Source organism: Pseudonocardia yunnanensis (assembly GCF_039534065.1).
Taxonomy (GTDB): domain Bacteria; phylum Actinomycetota; class Actinomycetes; order Mycobacteriales; family Pseudonocardiaceae; genus Pseudonocardia; species Pseudonocardia yunnanensis.
The window spans coordinates 17,992-34,513 of record NZ_BAAAUS010000028.1 but is presented as its reverse complement, the minus strand read 5'-3'; the positions used below and the strand labels follow the sequence as shown (position 1 = coordinate 34,513).

The 16,522-nt window shown below is 68.4% G+C and carries 16 protein-coding genes; 8 read left to right on the top strand and 8 right to left on the bottom strand.

All coding sequences use genetic code 11. The features are described from left to right. The first annotated feature begins 49 nt into the window (after nt 1–49). Nucleotides 50–514 carry a DUF1579 domain-containing protein gene (locus tag ABD743_RS26760; protein ID WP_344725024.1) on the top strand — a complete coding sequence of 155 codons (465 nt, stop codon included), beginning with the start codon at nt 50–52 and terminating at the stop codon, nt 512–514. 272 nt (nt 515–786) lie between these two features. Here the strand turns inward: ABD743_RS26760 and ABD743_RS26755 are convergent, their stop codons facing one another. Together ABD743_RS26755 and ABD743_RS26750 are read right to left on the bottom strand one after the other, a co-directional pair. Next, on the bottom strand, nt 787–1,830 hold the full coding sequence (locus ABD743_RS26755) for a methyltransferase (protein WP_344725022.1): 1,044 nt from the start codon (nt 1,828–1,830) through the stop codon (nt 787–789). Between the two features lie 186 nt (nt 1,831–2,016). After that, nucleotides 2,017–2,820, bottom strand: coding sequence for an SDR family oxidoreductase (locus ABD743_RS26750; RefSeq protein ID WP_344725021.1), 804 nt, complete (start codon nt 2,818–2,820; stop codon nt 2,017–2,019). Between the two features lie 86 nt (nt 2,821–2,906). On the opposite strand from ABD743_RS26750, the gene ABD743_RS26745 reads away from it, so the two are divergent. Together ABD743_RS26745 and ABD743_RS26740 are read left to right on the top strand one after the other, a co-directional pair. Next, nucleotides 2,907–3,719, top strand: a complete 813-nt coding sequence (locus ABD743_RS26745; RefSeq protein WP_344725019.1) for a helix-turn-helix transcriptional regulator — start codon at nt 2,907–2,909, stop codon at nt 3,717–3,719. A gap of 245 nt (nt 3,720–3,964) precedes the next feature. Continuing rightward, nucleotides 3,965–4,168, top strand: a complete 204-nt coding sequence (locus tag ABD743_RS26740) for a hypothetical protein (RefSeq protein WP_344725017.1) — start codon at nt 3,965–3,967, stop codon at nt 4,166–4,168. 317 nt (nt 4,169–4,485) lie between these two features. On the opposite strand, the gene ABD743_RS26735 is transcribed toward ABD743_RS26740, so the two are convergent. Beyond that, nucleotides 4,486–4,884 carry a nuclear transport factor 2 family protein gene (locus ABD743_RS26735; RefSeq protein ID WP_344725015.1) on the bottom strand — a complete coding sequence of 133 codons (399 nt, stop codon included), beginning with the start codon at nt 4,882–4,884 and terminating at the stop codon, nt 4,486–4,488. 92 nt (nt 4,885–4,976) lie between these two features. Between ABD743_RS26735 and sigJ the strand changes: the two genes are divergently transcribed. Continuing rightward, nucleotides 4,977–5,831: an RNA polymerase sigma factor SigJ gene (gene sigJ / locus ABD743_RS26730; protein WP_344725014.1), complete on the top strand. Its 855-nt coding sequence runs from the start codon at nt 4,977–4,979 to the stop codon at nt 5,829–5,831. A gap of 147 nt (nt 5,832–5,978) precedes the next feature. On the opposite strand, the gene ABD743_RS26725 is transcribed toward sigJ, so the two are convergent. After that, complete coding sequence (locus tag ABD743_RS26725) at nt 5,979–6,374, bottom strand: winged helix-turn-helix transcriptional regulator (RefSeq protein WP_344725012.1); 396 nt, start codon at nt 6,372–6,374, stop codon at nt 5,979–5,981. Nucleotides 6,375–6,488: 114 nt separating this feature from the next. Here ABD743_RS26725 and ABD743_RS26720 point away from each other — a divergent pair, with 114 nt between their 5' ends. The 3 genes from ABD743_RS26720 (at nt 6,489) to ABD743_RS26710 (ending at nt 9,614) form a co-directional block, all read left to right on the top strand. After that, entirely contained in the window at nt 6,489–7,280 is a 792-nt protein-coding gene (locus ABD743_RS26720) for an SDR family NAD(P)-dependent oxidoreductase (protein ID WP_344725010.1), read from the top strand. Nucleotides 7,281–7,375: 95 nt separating this feature from the next. After that, nucleotides 7,376–8,557 carry a cytochrome P450 gene (locus ABD743_RS26715; protein WP_379659363.1) on the top strand — a complete coding sequence of 394 codons (1,182 nt, stop codon included), beginning with the start codon at nt 7,376–7,378 and terminating at the stop codon, nt 8,555–8,557. An 853-nt stretch (nt 8,558–9,410) separates the two neighbouring features. After that, on the top strand, nt 9,411–9,614 hold the full coding sequence (locus ABD743_RS26710) for a CsbD family protein (RefSeq protein ID WP_344725008.1): 204 nt from the start codon (nt 9,411–9,413) through the stop codon (nt 9,612–9,614). A gap of 116 nt (nt 9,615–9,730) precedes the next feature. Here the strand turns inward: ABD743_RS26710 and ABD743_RS26705 are convergent, their stop codons facing one another. From ABD743_RS26705 to ABD743_RS26695, 3 genes are read right to left on the bottom strand one after another with little or no spacing between them, the layout of a single operon-like run. Next, nucleotides 9,731–10,636, bottom strand: a complete 906-nt coding sequence (locus tag ABD743_RS26705; RefSeq protein ID WP_344725006.1) for a carbohydrate ABC transporter permease — start codon at nt 10,634–10,636, stop codon at nt 9,731–9,733. Between the two features lie 2 nt (nt 10,637–10,638). Continuing rightward, nucleotides 10,639–11,592 (bottom strand): carbohydrate ABC transporter permease, encoded by a 954-nt coding sequence (locus ABD743_RS26700; RefSeq protein WP_344725004.1) that lies wholly within the window; start codon nt 11,590–11,592, stop codon nt 10,639–10,641. A 31-nt stretch (nt 11,593–11,623) separates the two neighbouring features. Next, on the bottom strand, nt 11,624–12,895 hold the full coding sequence (locus ABD743_RS26695; RefSeq protein WP_344725002.1) for an ABC transporter substrate-binding protein: 1,272 nt from the start codon (nt 12,893–12,895) through the stop codon (nt 11,624–11,626). A 211-nt stretch (nt 12,896–13,106) separates the two neighbouring features. On the opposite strand from ABD743_RS26695, the gene ABD743_RS26690 reads away from it, so the two are divergent. Further along, nucleotides 13,107–14,645 (top strand): alpha-N-arabinofuranosidase, encoded by a 1,539-nt coding sequence (locus ABD743_RS26690; RefSeq protein ID WP_344725000.1) that lies wholly within the window; start codon nt 13,107–13,109, stop codon nt 14,643–14,645. Between the two features lie 238 nt (nt 14,646–14,883). Here the strand turns inward: ABD743_RS26690 and ABD743_RS26685 are convergent, their stop codons facing one another. Continuing rightward, nucleotides 14,884–15,885 (bottom strand): LacI family DNA-binding transcriptional regulator, encoded by a 1,002-nt coding sequence (locus ABD743_RS26685; RefSeq protein ID WP_344724998.1) that lies wholly within the window; start codon nt 15,883–15,885, stop codon nt 14,884–14,886. Nucleotides 15,886–16,522: the final 637 nt, after the last annotated feature.

Here is a 16,522-nt window from a genome sequence, read left to right as displayed (position 1 = left end):
AGGCAATGCTAGGTTCCAACCAATCATTGGGACGAACCAAGGAGTTGCGGTGGGCGATGCGCCTGTCCCCGAGCCGCTCGATCGGCTGGCCTTCCTCGTCGGAGATCTCGGCGGACCGGAGGAGGTCGGCTCGACGCGCTGGGCGCCCGCCGGCGCGGCCACGGCGGCCGTGCAGGGCGCGCTCCACCTGGACGGCAGGCTGCTCGTCCAGCACCAAACCCAGGAGCGCGACGGCGCGGTGGCGTTCCGTGCCGTGAACGTCTTCATGGCCGACCCGGAGACGGCAGAGGTGGTGATGTACTCGTTCGACAGCATTGGCTACCCGCCGGAACCGCCCGCCCGGGGCACGTGGCAGGACGGCGACCTGGTACTCGACAGGGTCACTGACCGAGGCGCAGCCCGCACCACCTACACCCCGACCGCGGACGGCTACCGGTGGAGCAAGTCCTACCGGCCCCCGGACGAGGACGAGTGGGCGACCCTCGTCGAGGGACGGATGCGCCCCACCGGGTGACGCCCGGTCAGCCTGTCGCGGCCAGCACCGCCTGGTCCATCGCAATGAGATTTCCGGTGGAGGCTGAGACCATGAGGCCCTGCCCGGGCTGTCGCGTTCAGCGCATCACGCGGCGGCCTGTCGCGGTCGAGTTCGAACAGCGAGCGGTGCTCGTTGAGGAATTCCTCGACCGTGGCGAGCGGGGCTCCGGTGATGCGTGGCGCCCCACTGAGCCATATCCACCTTGCCGCCGGCCGACCTCACCAACGCATGCACCCCGGGGCCCTGTGGTTTCAGACCGCTGCGACCGCCTCGATCACGGTGGACGTCGCGGTGATCGGCGTGACGCCGACAACGGAAAAACCTGCTGAGTCGAGTAGCCGCCGCCATTGGATCTCGGTCCGCTCCGGCGCAGCGTGGGCGACGAGCATGTTCATGTCGGTTCGAGCGAGGGAGCGGTGCTCCGGGCCTGACGTCATCCGCTCGGGCATGAGACGCTCGATCAGCAGCAACCTCGCCGCGCTGCCCATGGCGCGCCGAACGTTCATGAGGATCTCTACAGCCCGCTCGTCGTCCCAGTCATGGATCACGCTCTTGAGCATGAACAGGTCTGCGCCTGTGGGAACGCCCTCGAAGAAGCTCCCGCTCACCACCTCACACCGTTCGAGGACCCCGCTCTTCGCAAGATGGGGTCGCGCGTTCTCGATCGCGTGCGGCAGGTCGAACAGGATGCCGCTGGTGGCCGGGTGGGCGATCAGCACGGCACCGAGCAGCTCGCCGTAGCCGCCGCCGATGTCGGCGATGCGTGAGAACCTGCCGAAGTCGTAGCCGGCCACGATCGCGCGCGTGCTGAGCCGCGTCAGCTCGGCCATCGCCGAGTTGAAGGTGGCGGCCCGCCGCGGGTCGTCGCGCAGTGGCTCGAAGCCGGGCTTCCCGTTGGCGATCTCTCGCCCGCTCCTGCCCGTCGTGACGGCTTCGAGCATGAGGCCCCACTCGTCCCATACGTCACGACCCTGGTAGATCGTCCACGACCGCACCGTGCCCTCGACGTCGGCTTGCAGAAGTCTGCCCGTCGGCGTCAGTTCGAACGCCCCATCCGCCCGTTCGCCGAGGATGTCGATCGTGACGAGCGCGCGCATCAGCCGGTGCAACGACGATGCGTGCGTACTCGTGGCCCCGGCCAGGTCGTCAGCGGTTCGCGGGCCGTCGGCGAGCAGATCAGCGACGCCGAGCTCAGCGGCCACCCGCAGCGCTTGTGGCATCCAGCTGCTGTTGACCATTTCCAGCAGCCGCGAGGCGTTCGCGAGGACGTCATCGTCCGTATCGGACTCGGGCACGTGGCCACCTCCGGGTGCGTCGTTGCAGCTGACCGATCATGGTGACTGCCCGAGGGACCCCTCAAGACACCTTCCGTTGGACGGATGCGGTGGCCAGGAACGTTCACCGGGTCTGGTGCGAACGGGTCGGTGGCGCGCAGGCGGGAGGGCGGCGCCGCAGGTGCGACGCCGCCCCTTTTACGCCTGTCAGATGGTCTGCTCGGTGGGAAGGATGTGGATCTCGGTCAGGTTGACGTGCTTGGGCACTGCGGCCACGAAGCTGACCGCCTCGGCGATGTCCTCGGACTGCAGCACGTCGATCTTCTCGATGAGGTCAGCCATGAGCTTGCTCGCCGCCGGGTCGGTGACGTGATCGGGCAGTTCGGTGTCGACCATGCCGGGCTCGATTGCGCAGACGCGGATCTGCTTGTGGCCGAGTTCCATGCGCAGCAGACGTGTCAGCTGGGTCAGGTAGGCCTTCGTGGCTGAGTAGACCTGGAATCCTTCGAGGTACCGGACGGCCGCGGTCGAGGACGTGACGATGAGGTCGGAAGGGCGTCCTGCGGCCGCCGCGGCCTCCAGCGGGTGGACGAACGCCTGGATGGTGTTCATGGTGCCCTTGACGTTGAGGTCGATCTGGGCGTCCCAGTCCTGTACGACCAGGTCGGCGATCCCGGAGATGAGCTGCACGCCGGCGTTCGCGAAGACGAGGTCGACCTGGCCCAACTCGTCTGCGACGCGAGCGGCGGATGCGAGTACAGCGTCGCGGTCCGTGACGTCGGTCGGCAGCGCGAGCGCTTCGCCCCCGTTCCTACGGATGCGGTCCTCGAGCGCGTCGAGCCGGTCACCACGCCGGGCGAGGAGCGCGACCTTCGCTCCCAGCTCGGCGAAACGCTCGGCGGTGGCTTCACCGATTCCGCTCGATGCGCCCGTGATGACCGCGACGCGGCCGGAGAGTGGCGTTCCGGAGATGACCTGGGCTGTCGGCCGGGTGTTCGGTGTCGTGTTCACATCCACAAGCCTGTGCACCGCATCGAGGCTGAGGGAGGCCGCGCGAGGGCCCCCTTCTCGGCGGTCGTCGTCGCTACGTTTGAGGCGTGCCGCACTCAGAACTGGGCGAGTTCCTTCGGACACGACGTGCGAAGGTGCCGCCGGAGCTGGTCGGGATCACCTCCGCCGGCCACCGACGGGTATCGGGCCTGCGCCGCGACGAGGTCGCGAGCGATGCGGGCGTGAGTGTCGAGTACTACCGCCGGATCGAACAGGGACGCGAACTTCATCCGTCGGAGCAGGTCCTCGCATCATTGGCGCGCACGCTCCGCCTCACCGTCGACGAGCAACGACACCTCTACGCGCTGGCCGGCGTCGCGTGGCGGCTCGACGAGGGCCTGGCATCCCGGCCGGTGCCCAGCGAGTTGCTGACGTTGCTGGACTCGTGGAAGGAGGCCGGAGCTATCGTGCTGGACCCGGTCCTGGACATCCTCGCGATGAACGAGCGCGCGAAGGACCTGTTCAGCGGGTTCAGGTCGACGAGGAACCTGCTGGAGATGGTGCTCCTGGATCCTGCAGCCCGCACGTTCTTCGTCGAATGGGAGGCCTCCGCGGAGGCGACCGTGGCCAACCTGCGGGCCAGTGCTGACTTCGCCGCCGTCCCGACCCGGCTCCGGCAGCTGATGGCCACGCTACGTCGGGAGAGTCCCCATTTCCCGGAGCTATGGGCCCGCCACGATGTGCGACCGAAGATGCACGAGACGAAGGAGCTGCTGCACCACCACCGCGGTCTGCTGACGATCGACTTCCACGCGTTCGGCGTCGCCAGCGCCCCCGGTCATCAACTCCTCGTCTACCACGAGCGCGAGCCTTTCCTCGCCCCCTCGCAAGCGGTACCTCCAGGAATCTCGCTGGGTTGAAGGTCTGGCAGTGGGTGCCGGGTACGTAGTGGTTGGCGGCACCGTCCTTTTCTGACATCGATGCGGGATGACCCGAGTACGGGTCGCCCGCAGAGGGTAAGAATCCTGTGTGTCCTGGAGCGTGTCGGGGACTCGGTGAGGCTGCGATGGGTGGCTTACTACGAAGCCTCGTGCGGCCCGGCCGCCCACGTCGACGTTCGAGAGACGCTCTCGACGTAGGCTTCCGCCTTTCCATCGCGATGTTCATGGATTGCCTGTGGGCCTTCCTTGTGGTCTTCACGGGCACCTCGGACATCCGCGGAGCGGCGTGGTTCTGGTGGGCAGTCGCCTTCGGCGTGCCGCTTCTTGCGGTGAACGTCTACGCGGCGCTGACCGCGGTCGCGTTCGTCGATGACCGGGCCGTCGGGCGGGCTCAACGGGGCCGGAAGGACACTCCGCCCCACCCGTGAGCCCCGAAGCAGATCCGCGTCGTCGTCGCCGCGCGGAGGATCGCGGTCGAGCTCGGCCTGGAGGCGGGCGAGGTCCTGCTCGGCCGGTGGTACGGCCCGGTGATCCGCTGGCAGGCGTGCGGCAGCGGATCGCGCAGCTGCAGACGTGGAGGGTGATCCGGATCCTTCGCGCGTACAAGGCCATCGCGTCCCGGCTGCCAGTGAACCGGGCCGACGTCAAGGTCCACCTGCACGCCGTGCTCGATGCCGTGGCTGTCGGTGCGGCGGCTGCTCCCACCCCCGCCCACCGGCAGCTGACCCCACCGGGAACGGCCCGCTCAGAACATCCCGTGCGGATTCCCGGACTCCTCGGGAACGGGTTGCACGACGTCCCAGTGCTCGACCACGAGACCGTCCTGGACACGCAGGATGTCGACGGCGGCGACGTCGCCCGACGGCAGTGCGATGCGGTTGTGCACGGCGACGAGGAACTCGTCGGCGACGACTCGCCGGACATCCGTTCCGGCTCCCAGCAGCGCCTTTCCTGCCGGCCCGCGGAAGAACTCGGCGAAGGCCTGGAGCCCGCTGGTCGTCGCGGGATCGTGCGGCACTCTCGGGTTGTGCGAGACGAAGCCGGGATGCAGCAGGGCGAGCGCGCCGTCCAGGTCGCCGGCGTCGAGCCGCGCGAAGAGCTCCAGCACCAGCTTGCGGTTGGTCTCGGCTACGGACGGTGTCATGGGTTCCCTCCCTGTGGGGTTCGCCGACACGACGCTCAGCGGCCCGTGAACGTCACGCGTGACGTCGGGGGGTCGAGGAACGTCGTGATGTCGTGAGCGACTCGGACTTCGACCGACACCGGCAGGTGCTGTTCGCGGCGGCGTACCGGATGCTCGGCACCCGGGCCGACGCGGAGGACGTGTTGCAGGAGGCGTGGCTGCGCTGGGACCGGGTCGACCACGACGAGGTCGCCGAGCCGCGCGCGTACCTGTTCCGGCTGGTCACACGGCTGGCACTCGACCAGCTGCGCCGGGTGAAGGCCCGGCGCGAGGCGTACGTCGGCCCGTGGCTGCCGGAGCCGCTGCTGACCTCGCCGGGCATCGAGGAGAGCGCCGAGCTGGCCGACTCGCTGTCGATGGGCCTGCTCGTCGTGCTGGAGACGCTCACCCCCGTGGAGCGCGCGGTGTTCGTCCTGCACGAGGCGTTCGGGTTCTCGCACGCCGAGATCGCCGGGATGACCGGGCGCACGGAGCGGGCCGTCCGGCAGCTCGCGTACCGGGCCCGCCAGCACGTCCACGCGCGCCGCCCTCGCCGCGACGCCCCGCCCGCCGAGCACCGCGAGGTCACCGAACGCTTCCTGGCCGCGGCGCTCGGCGGCGACCTGGCGGCGCTGCTCGACGTCCTCGCGCCCGACGTCACGCTCGTCGCGGACGCGGACGGCAGGTCGGAGACGCCCAGGCTGCCCGTGCGCGGCGCCCAGGAGGTGGCCGAGTACCTCGTCTCCGTAGTCGCGTTCTGGCCGCCCCGCCTCGGCGTCGAGATCATCCCGGTGAACGGCGGCCCGGGCGCGTTGATCACCGCAGCCGGCCGGCCGTTCCTGGTCTTCGCGTTCGACGTCGATCCGGTCGACGGGCGGCTGCGTGAGATCGACGCGGTGCTCAACCCCGACAAGCTCCGCGCCGTGTGAGCGATGATTCCGGCCCGCGCGCCCAGTTGGCGACGGTCGTCACGCGGGCGTCAAGGCCCTGCAGCGCACCCCACCGGTGTGGGCAACGCTCCGCACCGGACGCAGTGGAGCTCCCAGGTGAGCGCTGTGCGGCCACGCTCTGTAGTACTAGGGCGCGCCGGGGCCGTCGACGGCTGTCACTGCGTCGGGCGCAACCGCAGCGGCGCAGCTGGTGCAGATCAGCTCCGCGGCGATCCGGCCCCCGCACCCGTCGTGTAAGAGCAGTTTCGGCGACCCGGCTGGCGGCGGGTAGTAGCTGTCCCCCCACGCGATCATCGCGGCGAGCACCGGCCAGAGCGCGCGGCCCTTGTCGGTCGGCACGTACTCGAAGCGTTCGGGCCGGTCCTGGTATTTGCGGTGGGCGAGCACACCCGCATCGGTGAGGCGCGCCAGTCGATCGGTGAGCACGTTCGGCGCGATGCCCAGCGACTGCTGGAAGTGCTCGAACCGCGTCATCCCCGTCAGAGAGTTGCGCACGACGAGCAGCGTCCACCTCTCGCCCACGACTTCCAGCGTGCGCGCGATCGAACACGTGATCCCTGGGTAGTTCCGAGGCAGCACACACGCAGTCTAGCTGCTTGGTTGTTTGATAAAAGCGACTACCTTAGGGTCACTATCATGACGCAAGCTACTTCATCGGGAGCGGCGCCGCGTATCGCCGTGGTGACCGGAGCGGGGCGGGGGATCGGTCTGGCGACCGTCCGGGCGCTGGCCCACGACGGGTTCGCCGTGGTCGCCGGCAGCCGCACGGTGTCGCCCGACCTCGCAGCGACGACACCGGACGTGCTGGAGGTTGACCTCGGCACGCCGGACGGACCCCGCCAGCTCGTGGAGATGGCCCTCGACCGGCACGGCGGGATCGACCTGCTGGTCAACAACGTCGCGGGAACCGCGATCCCGGCCGGCGGGTTCCTCGCCCTCGACGACGGCGGGTGGCGGCACACCGTCGACCTGACGCTGATGTCCACCGTCCGCGCCACCCGGGCCGCGCTGCCCTCTCTCCTCGACCGGCAGGGGGCCATCGTCAACATCAGCTCGGTGAACGCGCGGATACCGCAGCCGCGCTTGGTCGCGCAGTCCGCGGCCAAGGCCGCGCTGTCGAACCTCGGCAAGGCTTTGGCCGAGGAGTTCGGCGGCCGTGGGCTGCGGGTGAACACGATCTCCCCCGGCCCGGTGTGGACCGACGCCTGGACCGCCCCCGGCGGACCCCGCGACGTGCTCGCCCGGCGCGCGGGCATAGAACCAGAGGACTTCACCGATCAGCTGCCGGGGGTGCTCGGGCTGTCCACCGGCCGGTTCACGAATCCGGAGGAGATCGCCTCGCTCGTGGTCCTGCTCGCATCCGGGCTGGTAGCCAACATGAACGGCTCCGACCTCGTGATCGACGGCGGAATGATCAAGAGCGTCTGATCTGCTCCAGACGCTTCAGCCGAGATCCTCGGACAGCGCGACAATGATCCCCTTTTGCAGCGGACATCGCCGGGGACCTGGTAAAGATCATCATCATGAGCACTCCCGAACTGCCGGTCGCGCGGACCTGCCCGTTCACGCAACCGGAGTTGCACGCACGCTCATCCGAAGAAGAACCCGCTACTCGCGTTCGCCTTCCCAACGGATCACGCGCGTGGTTCGTGACCCGCTACGAGGAAGTGCGAACCGTGCTGAGCGACCCGCGCTTCTCCTCGGACCGGGCGAAACCCGGTTTTCCACGATTGTCCCGCGGGAACGACAAGGAACCCGTGCGCACGATGCTCGGGATGGACGCGGAGGAGCATCGGGCGGCTCGCGGCGCCGTGCTCGGCGAGTTCACGCTCCGGCGCGTGAAGTCGCTGCGCCCGCGAATCCAGGAGATCGTCGACGGCCTGATCGACGACCTGCTCGCAGCCGGCCACCCGGCTGATCTGGTGACGTCGCTGGCCCTGCCGGTGCCGTCGCTGCTGATGTGCGAACAGCTCGGCGTGCCCTACGTCGATCACGCCTTCTTCCAAGAGAACACCGCGAAGCTGTTCGGCCGGGAGACTCCACCGGAGGAAACCGCCGCCACCTACGCGCGGCTCCATCGCTACTTCGACGAGCTGGTCACTGCGAAGGAAGCCGCGCCCTCCGACGACCTGCTCGGCCGGCAGATCACCGAGAGCCGTGCAGCGGGCACCTACGACCACGCCTACCTGGTCGGGCTCGCGTTCCTGCTCCTGGCGGCCGGGCACGAGTCGACGGCGAACATGATCTCGGTCGGGGTCCTCGGGCTGCTGGAACACCCCCGGCAACTGCGGTTGATCACTGAACCGGGGAAGACACCGGTTGCGGTCGAGGAGCTGCTGCGCTTCTTCTCGATCACGGACACGGTTCCGCTTCGCGTGGCTGTTGCCGACGTCGACCTCGGCGGTGTGCTGATCAAGGCCGGTGAAGGTGTGCTGCCCTCGCTGTACGCGGCGAACTGGGACCGGTCCGTGTTCGACTCGCCGGATGTGCTCGACGTCGAGCGTGGCGCCCGACACCACGTCGCGTTCGGGTTCGGGTCGCACCAGTGCCTGGGCCAGAACCTCGCGAGGGCCGAGCTGGAGATCGTGTTCGAAACGCTGTTCCGCCGGATTCCGGGGTTGAAGCTCGCCGCGGACGTCGACGAAATCCCCATCAAGGAAAAAGCATCGGTGTACGGGCTGCACCGTCTCCCCGTCACCTGGTAGACAACAAATGCTCCACCACGAGCCAGGAAGAGGAAGCCATGAAGATCCGGCTGGCGGCGTGAACACCTCCACTCCGGACCGCTCCCGTGACCGTGCCACAGAGGGTCTGATCTTGAAGGCTCGACCAGCCGCCGCGCATGCCGTCCGGCGCAGTCCGGCTCGTCCCCGGCAGGGGACGGCTTGACCACCTCGACGCACAGCTGACGGACTGAGTCCATTGCTATCACCAACTGCTATACCTGATCAGCAGCATCTACCAGATTCAGGGTTTTCGCAGGTAGAAACGTTGATGGGCGGCTCCCCCGACGTCGGGAACCGCCCATCGTGCCGTCGGGACGACAGGATTTGAACCTGCGACCCCGTGACCCCCAGGACGTGCAGCCAACCCATCCACGCACGTCACAATCGCTCATCAAGGTGTGAAAAGCCCGCTCCGGCTCCGCACGAGTGGGCACGCGCACAACGTGCGGTCCCCGGCTGGTCCCCGATCTCTCTCGAATGTCGACCGCTCACGCCCACCACACCAGACCCCTACCCCGAGGTCCTTCCCGACGAGAAGGGCCCGACGTGCGCCGGGTTCCTGCATCGGGCTGCGGGCTACTTCGCCGCGCACTCCGATGGACTCATGCGGCCGGGCCGCACACCTCCGAGCGCAGCCCTACCTTGTCGCCAATGACGGGGCCGAGGGAACCGCCCGAGGGATTCAGAGGTGAGCCAGTGGTGCAACAAGGATGCGCGGGCGGTTCACCTGACCCGCTTGGTTCGGGGCATTCCGATCGGGGTAATCCCACGGACGAGCTGGGCGGTGGCCCGAGGACCCGGGCCACCCTCGACGCCGAGGATGGTGGCGGTTGTGGGCTTCGCGGACAAATTCAGAATCAAGGCTCAGGAGCTCCGCGGTCGCATCAAGCGGAACACTGGCGAGGTCACCGACGACAAAGGTCTCCAGGCCCGGGGCAGGGTCGATGAGGTGAAAAGCTACCTGATGCGGATCGTCGAGAAGGTCAAGGACGCATTCCGCGGGCGGGGCCCTAGCCGCCGTCGCCGTCAGCACTAGAGTCGCGTAATCATCCGGGACACCCCGCATACGCGCGGAGCCCGAGGAATCCGTCCTCCCAGCGCGCCGCGGGGGCCGTGTCGTGGATCCCGTGGCGGGGCCCCGTCCGGGCGGGATCACCCCTTGAAGGCCCCGTCCAGGATGCCGGCGACCATCCGGCGCCCGACTACGACGAACAGCACCAGCAGCGGCAGCGTGGCCAGGAACGAACCGGACATGGCCAGGCCGAGGTCGATCGAGAAGCTGTTCTGCAGCGCCTTGATGGCGATCTGGGCCGTGAAACGGTCCGGTGACTTCAAGACGATGAACGGCCAGAGGAAGTCGTTCCAGGCCGTCACGAAGCCGAACAGGCCGAGCACGAACGCCGCCGGCCGCACGATCGGGAACACGATCCGCCAGAACATCTGCCAGGTGCTGGCCCCGTCGATCCGCGCGGCCTGCATCAGCTCGTCGCTGACGGTCCCGGCGATGTGCTGGCGCATCCAGAAGATGCCGAACGCACTCGCGAGACCCGGGACTGTCACCGCCTGGAGGGTGTCGACCCAGCCGAGCCAGGAGACGATCATGTACTGCGGGATGATCGCGAGTTGCGTCGGCACGGTCATGGTGAGCACGACCACGAGGAACAGCACGTCCCGGCCCCGGAAGCGCAGCTTCGCGAACGCGAAACCGCCCAGCGCGCAGAGCAGCGCCTGCCCGACGCCGATCGTCAGGGCCACGAACAGGCTGTTGAGGATCGACTGCAGGAACGGGACCGTGTCGAAGACCAGGCCGGCCAGGTGGAAGAAGTTGTCGCCGGGCACGACCTCCGGGGGCATCTTCGTGGCAGTCGCCGAGTCGGTCGACGCGACGATGAACATCCAGTACAGCGGGAACAACGAGCCGAACGCGGCGACGCCCAGCAGCACGTAGGTCCACCACCGCACACGGCCCACGCGCCCGCCCGGCCCGCCGCGCCGGCCCGCGGGCGGCGCACCGGTGATCGCGGTGCCGATCGCCGTCCCGGTCGTCGTGTCGCTCATCCTCACGCTCCTCGGATCCGGCTGGACAACAGGTAGTTGACGGCGGCGACCAGGATGATCATCACGAACAGCGCGACGCCGATCGCGGCGCCGTAGCCGAACTGGTACTGGCCGAAGCCCTGCTCGTAGAGGAACAGCGTGAGCGTCTGGCACTGCCGCACGGCACCGCAGGTGAGGTTGGTCGTGCGGGCGACCAGTAGAGGCTCGGTGAAGATCTGCAGGCCGCCGATCGTCGACGTGACGACGGTGAAGATGATCACCGGTCGCAGCGACGGGACGGTGATGTAGCGGAACTGCTGCCACCCGCCCGCGCCGTCGATCGACGCCGCCTCGTAGATGTCGCGCGGGACCGCCTGCAACGACGCGAGGTACAGCAGGGCGGTGTAGCCGAACCAGCGCCACGCGACCATCACGGCGATCATGAGGTGGCTGCCCCACACGGATTGGACGAAGTCGATCGGCCCTATCCCGAGCAGTCCGAGCAGCCAGTTCAGCAGGCCGTAGTCGCGGTCGAACATCTGCGCGAAGACGATCGCCGTGGCTGCCACCGAGGTGATGTAGGGCACCAGGATCGACATGCGAAAGAACATCGCGAGCCGCAGCCGGGCACTGTTGAGGACATGGGCCAGCACCAGCGCGACCAGCAGCTGCGGAATGGTCGAGAGAAGCCAGATGCTGATCGTGTTGCCCGTCGCGTTCCAGAAGCGCGGGTCGGCGATCATCCGGGTGAAGTTGTTGATCCCGATGAACGTCTGGTCGCCGATCGGGTTCCAGTCGAACAGCGCGATGTAGAACGTGAAAAGGAACGGGATGAGCCCGAACACCCCGAAGAGCACGAAGAACGGCGCGATGTAGGCGTACGGCGCGATCCGCTCGCGGAGCGGGAGGGCCCACCCCACGGCGCGCCGGGGCGCGCCGTGGGACGGAGCCTGCTGCACAGGCAGGGTCGCGGTCACGCGGTCCCCCCGCGGTAGCGACGCATCGGAGCTACTTCCCGATCGCCGTGCGGATGTTGCGCACGGCGTCGTCCCAGGCCGTGGCCGGGTTGCCCGACCCCTGTTCGACGTTGGTGAGGGCGTTGAGGAACTCCGTGCCGATCGTGCCGGTGTCGGGCCCCATCCGGAACGGCTTGAGCCCCAGCACCGCCTGGGTATAGATCTTCCCGGTCGGTGCGCCGGAGAAGAACGGGTCGGCCTTACCCGTGAGCTGCGCGTCGTCGTAGACGCTGGGCGTGGTCGGCAGTGCCCCGACGTCGAGGAAGTGCTCGAGCTGGTGCTGCGGCGACTGCATCTCCTTGATGTAGGCCCAGGCCGCTTCCGGGTTCTGGGCGCGCGCCGGGATCGCCAGGTAGCTGCCGCCCCAATTGCCCGCACCACCGGGGATGGTCGCGACGTCCCACTTGCCGCTCGTGTCGGGCGCTGCCCGGCGGATCTGGTTCAGCATCCACGACGGCGCGGAGACGGCGGCGAAGTCGCCGCGGGGCAGCGCGGCGTTCCAGCCGTCGGAGCCGAAGGAGATCTTGGCCGAGATCCCCGCCTGGATCGCCTTGAGCGTCAGGTCGAACGCCGCCTTGACCTCGGGGTTCCGGTCGTAGATCGGGTTGCCCGCGTCGTCGTAGTACTTCTGCGAGACCTGATTGACGGCCTGGAAGAACACGCTGGTCGGGGAGTTGTCGAGGAACGGCTTGCTGGTCGCTGCCACGTACTTCTTGCCGGTCTCGATGAACGCGTCCCACGTCGGCCAGAGCTCGGAGACCGACTCGCGGTCGCTGGGCAGGCCGGCCGCGGCGAACAGGTCCGTGCGGTAGGCGACGGCCATGCCGCCGACGTCGGTGGGGATCCCGATGATCGGACCGCTGGTCGCCGTGGCCTGCTTCATCACCCAGTCGAGGTAGTCGCCGCTCATCTGGTCGGCGCCGGACTCGCGCAGGTCGCGGAAGTTCTGCGGCTGCTGCACGAACTTGGGCATGTCGTCGCCCTGGATGAGCACCAGGTCGGGCACCTTCCCGCCGGCGAGGGCCGTGGTCAGCGCCTGCGCGGTCTCCGTCGTGCTGCCGACCTCGGTCAGCTTGACCTGGATGTCGGGGTGGCTGCGTTGGTAGACGTCGACGTCGTGCTGCTGGTCGATCCCGCTGAACGACCAGAACTCGAACGACTTCGGATCCCCACCGCCACCGGATGCGGAGCCCGGTGAACAGGCCGCGCTCGCTGCGAGCGCGGCTGCAGCGAGCAGTACCAAAGAGCTGGAGCGGAGTCTCACGACGATGTGCCTCCGGGTCGAAAGTTTCGAAGCAGAAGAGCAAGGGCCCGTGCGCCCTACGCGCGGCGTGACTGTAATGAGCGACACAGTATAACGTCAAACCTCGCGCGTAAGACCTCCCAAAGGTCCGTTCTTTCGCGAAAGTTTCGACATATAGACACGCGCCTCCCCCTACCCCGCCGCTCGCACCGTCGACCACGTAAGGATGTTCATGCCATCGTCGACCGCCCGCGCCGTGATCGACCTCGACGTCACGGGTCCGACCATCAGCAAGCACCTGTACGGCCACTTCGCCGAGCACCTCGGCCGCTGCATCTACGGCGGGTTCTGGGTGGGCGAGGACTCACCGATCCCCAACGAGGGCGGCCTGCGGCTCGACGTGGTCGAAGCCCTGCGTGCGCTGGAGATCCCCAACCTGCGCTGGCCGGGGGGTTGCTTCGCCGATGCCTACCACTGGCGCGACGGCGTCGGCCGGAAACAGGATCGGCCGGTCATGGTCAACTCCTTGTGGGGCGACGTCGAGGAGAACAACCACTTCGGCACCCACGAGTTCCTGGCGCTGTGCGACCTCCTCGGCGCCGAGCCCTACGTCAACGGCAACGTCGGGTCGGGAACCGTTCAGGAGATGAGCGAGTGGGTCGAGTACCTCACCCGCGACGGCGACTCGCCGATGGTCCGGCTGCGCAAGGCCAACGGTCGCGAGAAGCCGTGGAGGGTCCCGTTCTGGGGCATCGGCAACGAGGCGTGGGGCTGCGGCGGTCACATGCGCGCCGACACCTACGCCGACCTCGCGAGTCGCTACGCGACGTTCCTGCACAACCACGACGGCAATGAGCTGTACCGGATCGCCGCCGGCGCCGCGGACGACGACCTCGCCTGGACCGAGGCCCTGATGAAGGTCGTGAGCTGCCTCGGCTGCACGAGCCGACCTCGCGACATCTTCCAAGCCATCTCGTTCCACTACTACTCGTTCGCCGGCGACGGAATCTCCAAGGGATCGGCCACCGAGTTCACCGACGAGCAGTACTACCGAACGATGCTCAAGGCATCCGCCATCGACCGCGTGATCGCCGGCCACAGCGCGGTGATGGACGCCTACGACCCGCACCGCCGGGTCGGCCTGGTCTGCGACGAGTGGGGCACCTGGTGGGAGGCCGCGCCGGGTACCAACCCGCGCTTCCTGTACCAGCAGAACACCCTGCGCGACGCCCTCGTCGCGAGCCTGCACTTCGACATCTTCCACAAGCACGCCGCCCGGCTCCGGATGGCGAACATCGCCCAGACCGTCAACGTGCTGCAGGCGATGATCCTCACCGACGACGACGGCGGCCTCGTGCTCACCCCGACCTACCACGTGTTCGCGATGAACAAGGGCCACCAGGACGCCGCATCGGTGCCGGTTCATGTGGTCGAGAAGCCGGCTGCGGTGACGATGGGCGACGACGAACTCGCCCCCCTGTCGGTCTCCGCCAGCACGAAGGACGGCAACGTGCTGGTCTCGCTGAGCAACCTCGCACTCGACACCGACACGACCGTGCGGCTCGACCTGCGCGGCCGGGCGGTGACGGCCGCCCGGGCCCGGATCCTCACGGCCGACAAGCCGCAGCGCCACAACTCGACGACCGCACCGGACACGGTGGCACCGGCCGACCTCGCCGTCACGCTGCGACCCGGAGCGCTGGGGGCTACAGAGCTGATCGCGGTGCTGGCGCCACATTCGTTCGCCACGGTCGAGTTGTCCCTGACATGAGTCAATGAGCAGGGCACGCCCACGCTGTCATCACGGCCGTCCGTCACGACCTGCCGACTCCGAACCCGGATGCGACCGTGTCCCTCCTGGTCAGGGGACGCGACGTCCGGGTGGGCAGAACTGGTCGAACTCACCGCCGACCACGAGCGCTGCGGGCGACCGTGGTCCCCCGCGAGTGCGCTGCGCCACGAGCCCCCCGGCGACGGGAACGAGAGCATCCGTTGGTGCGGCGCCGCGGTCAGGGACTTCGGGTGGATTCGCGCTCCACGATCCGTGGTTTCGGCATGACCACTCGGGCCGCCCCGCCGACCGGCGGCGCTTCGATCCGCTCCATCAGCAATGCACAGATCGCGTCCGCCATCTCGTCGTTCCCGGGCTCGACCGTGCTGAGCCCCGGGACGGTGAACCTGCTGTCGTCGAGGTTGTCGAACCCGATCACCTGGACGTCCTCCGGGACCCTGCGGCGGGCCTCGGTCAGCGCACGCAGCGCACCGACCGCCGCCGAGTCGGTCAGGGCGAAGACCGCATCGAACTCGACACCCCGACCGACCAGATCCCGCGCCGCTTCGTAGCCGTGGTCGACGCCGAACCCGCACGACACGATCAGCTCCTCGCATACCGCCGTGCCGGTGGCCGCGTGTGCGTCCCGGTATCCGCGCGTCCGCAAGCCCGGCATCGTCTCCTCCGGCACCCCGACGCCGGCGAGCAACGCGATCCGCCGCGCGCCGGAGCGAATCAGGAGCTCGGTGGCCATCCGTGCGCCTCCGACGTTGTCCATGATCACGTGGTCGAACCGTGCCGGAACCGCCTTCTCGCCGATCAGCACGACCGGCGTGTCGAGACTGAGCCGATCGAGGTCGGCTACCTCGCCCGCGACGACGCTGAGCACGAACCCGTCGTAGCCGCTCAACCGCGGCGCGGTGAGGGCGTCCAGCTCAGCCACCCGATTTCCGCCCGTCTTCTCCACCGCCAGCCGCATCCCGTGAGCCGCGAACCGATCCGCCAGCCGCTCCGCGAGTTGGGCGTAGTACCCGGGCGCGAAGCTCGGCACGGCCAACCCGATCGCCCCGGTTCGCCCCATCCGCAGATTCCGGGCCGTGAGGTTGACCTGGTAACCGAGCTCGGCGATCACCGCCAGCACCCGCCGCTTTGTCGACTCACTCACCCGTTGCGACCGCCCGTTGATCACATTCGAGACGGTCATCGTGGACACGCCCGCGCGGCGAGCGACATCGGTCATGGTCACCCCGCTCCACCGACGTCCAGCGGCTCCGTTCACTCCACACCTTCTCGCCCGACCGTCCGGCAGAGACTACGCATCTCCACCGGCCGCCCGTTCGCCGTCTCCTTCCGACACCTCCGTTCTGCACCTCGAGAACTGCCGGCGCGCCGGGACTGTCCCTCGCCGTAACTGGTCCGACACGCCGCGCCCGGCTCAGGAGAGGGACCAGTAATGAATCGGTCGAGGTGGTGATGCCTCGGCAGCCTGGGGTGTTCGTGCGCACGCTGGAACCGGCGCAGGCGCAGCGCCCCGGTCAAGATCACGCGGACGGCCGGGGATCTCGCGGCGCCGGACCCAAAATGGAGCGAGGACCGGCCTCGTAGGTTCGGCCGGGTCGTGTGAGGTGATCTGTCGGGTGGCCAAGACTCCGCGTGTTGGGACGCGCCGCGAGCAGGTCCGCCAGCTCGGCAACGCCTCACCCCACCACCCGCCGCGAAATGGCGCCACCGCCCTGACGTGCGCGTTCGATGCGGGCACTGGTCCGGCATGATCGGATCAGTGGGGCACCGGCCACCTGAGCGGCGTCATTTGTTGATCTACCTCGACCACCTCAGCGGTGTCTGGGACCACTGCGACCTAGGTCGCCGCCGTCGTC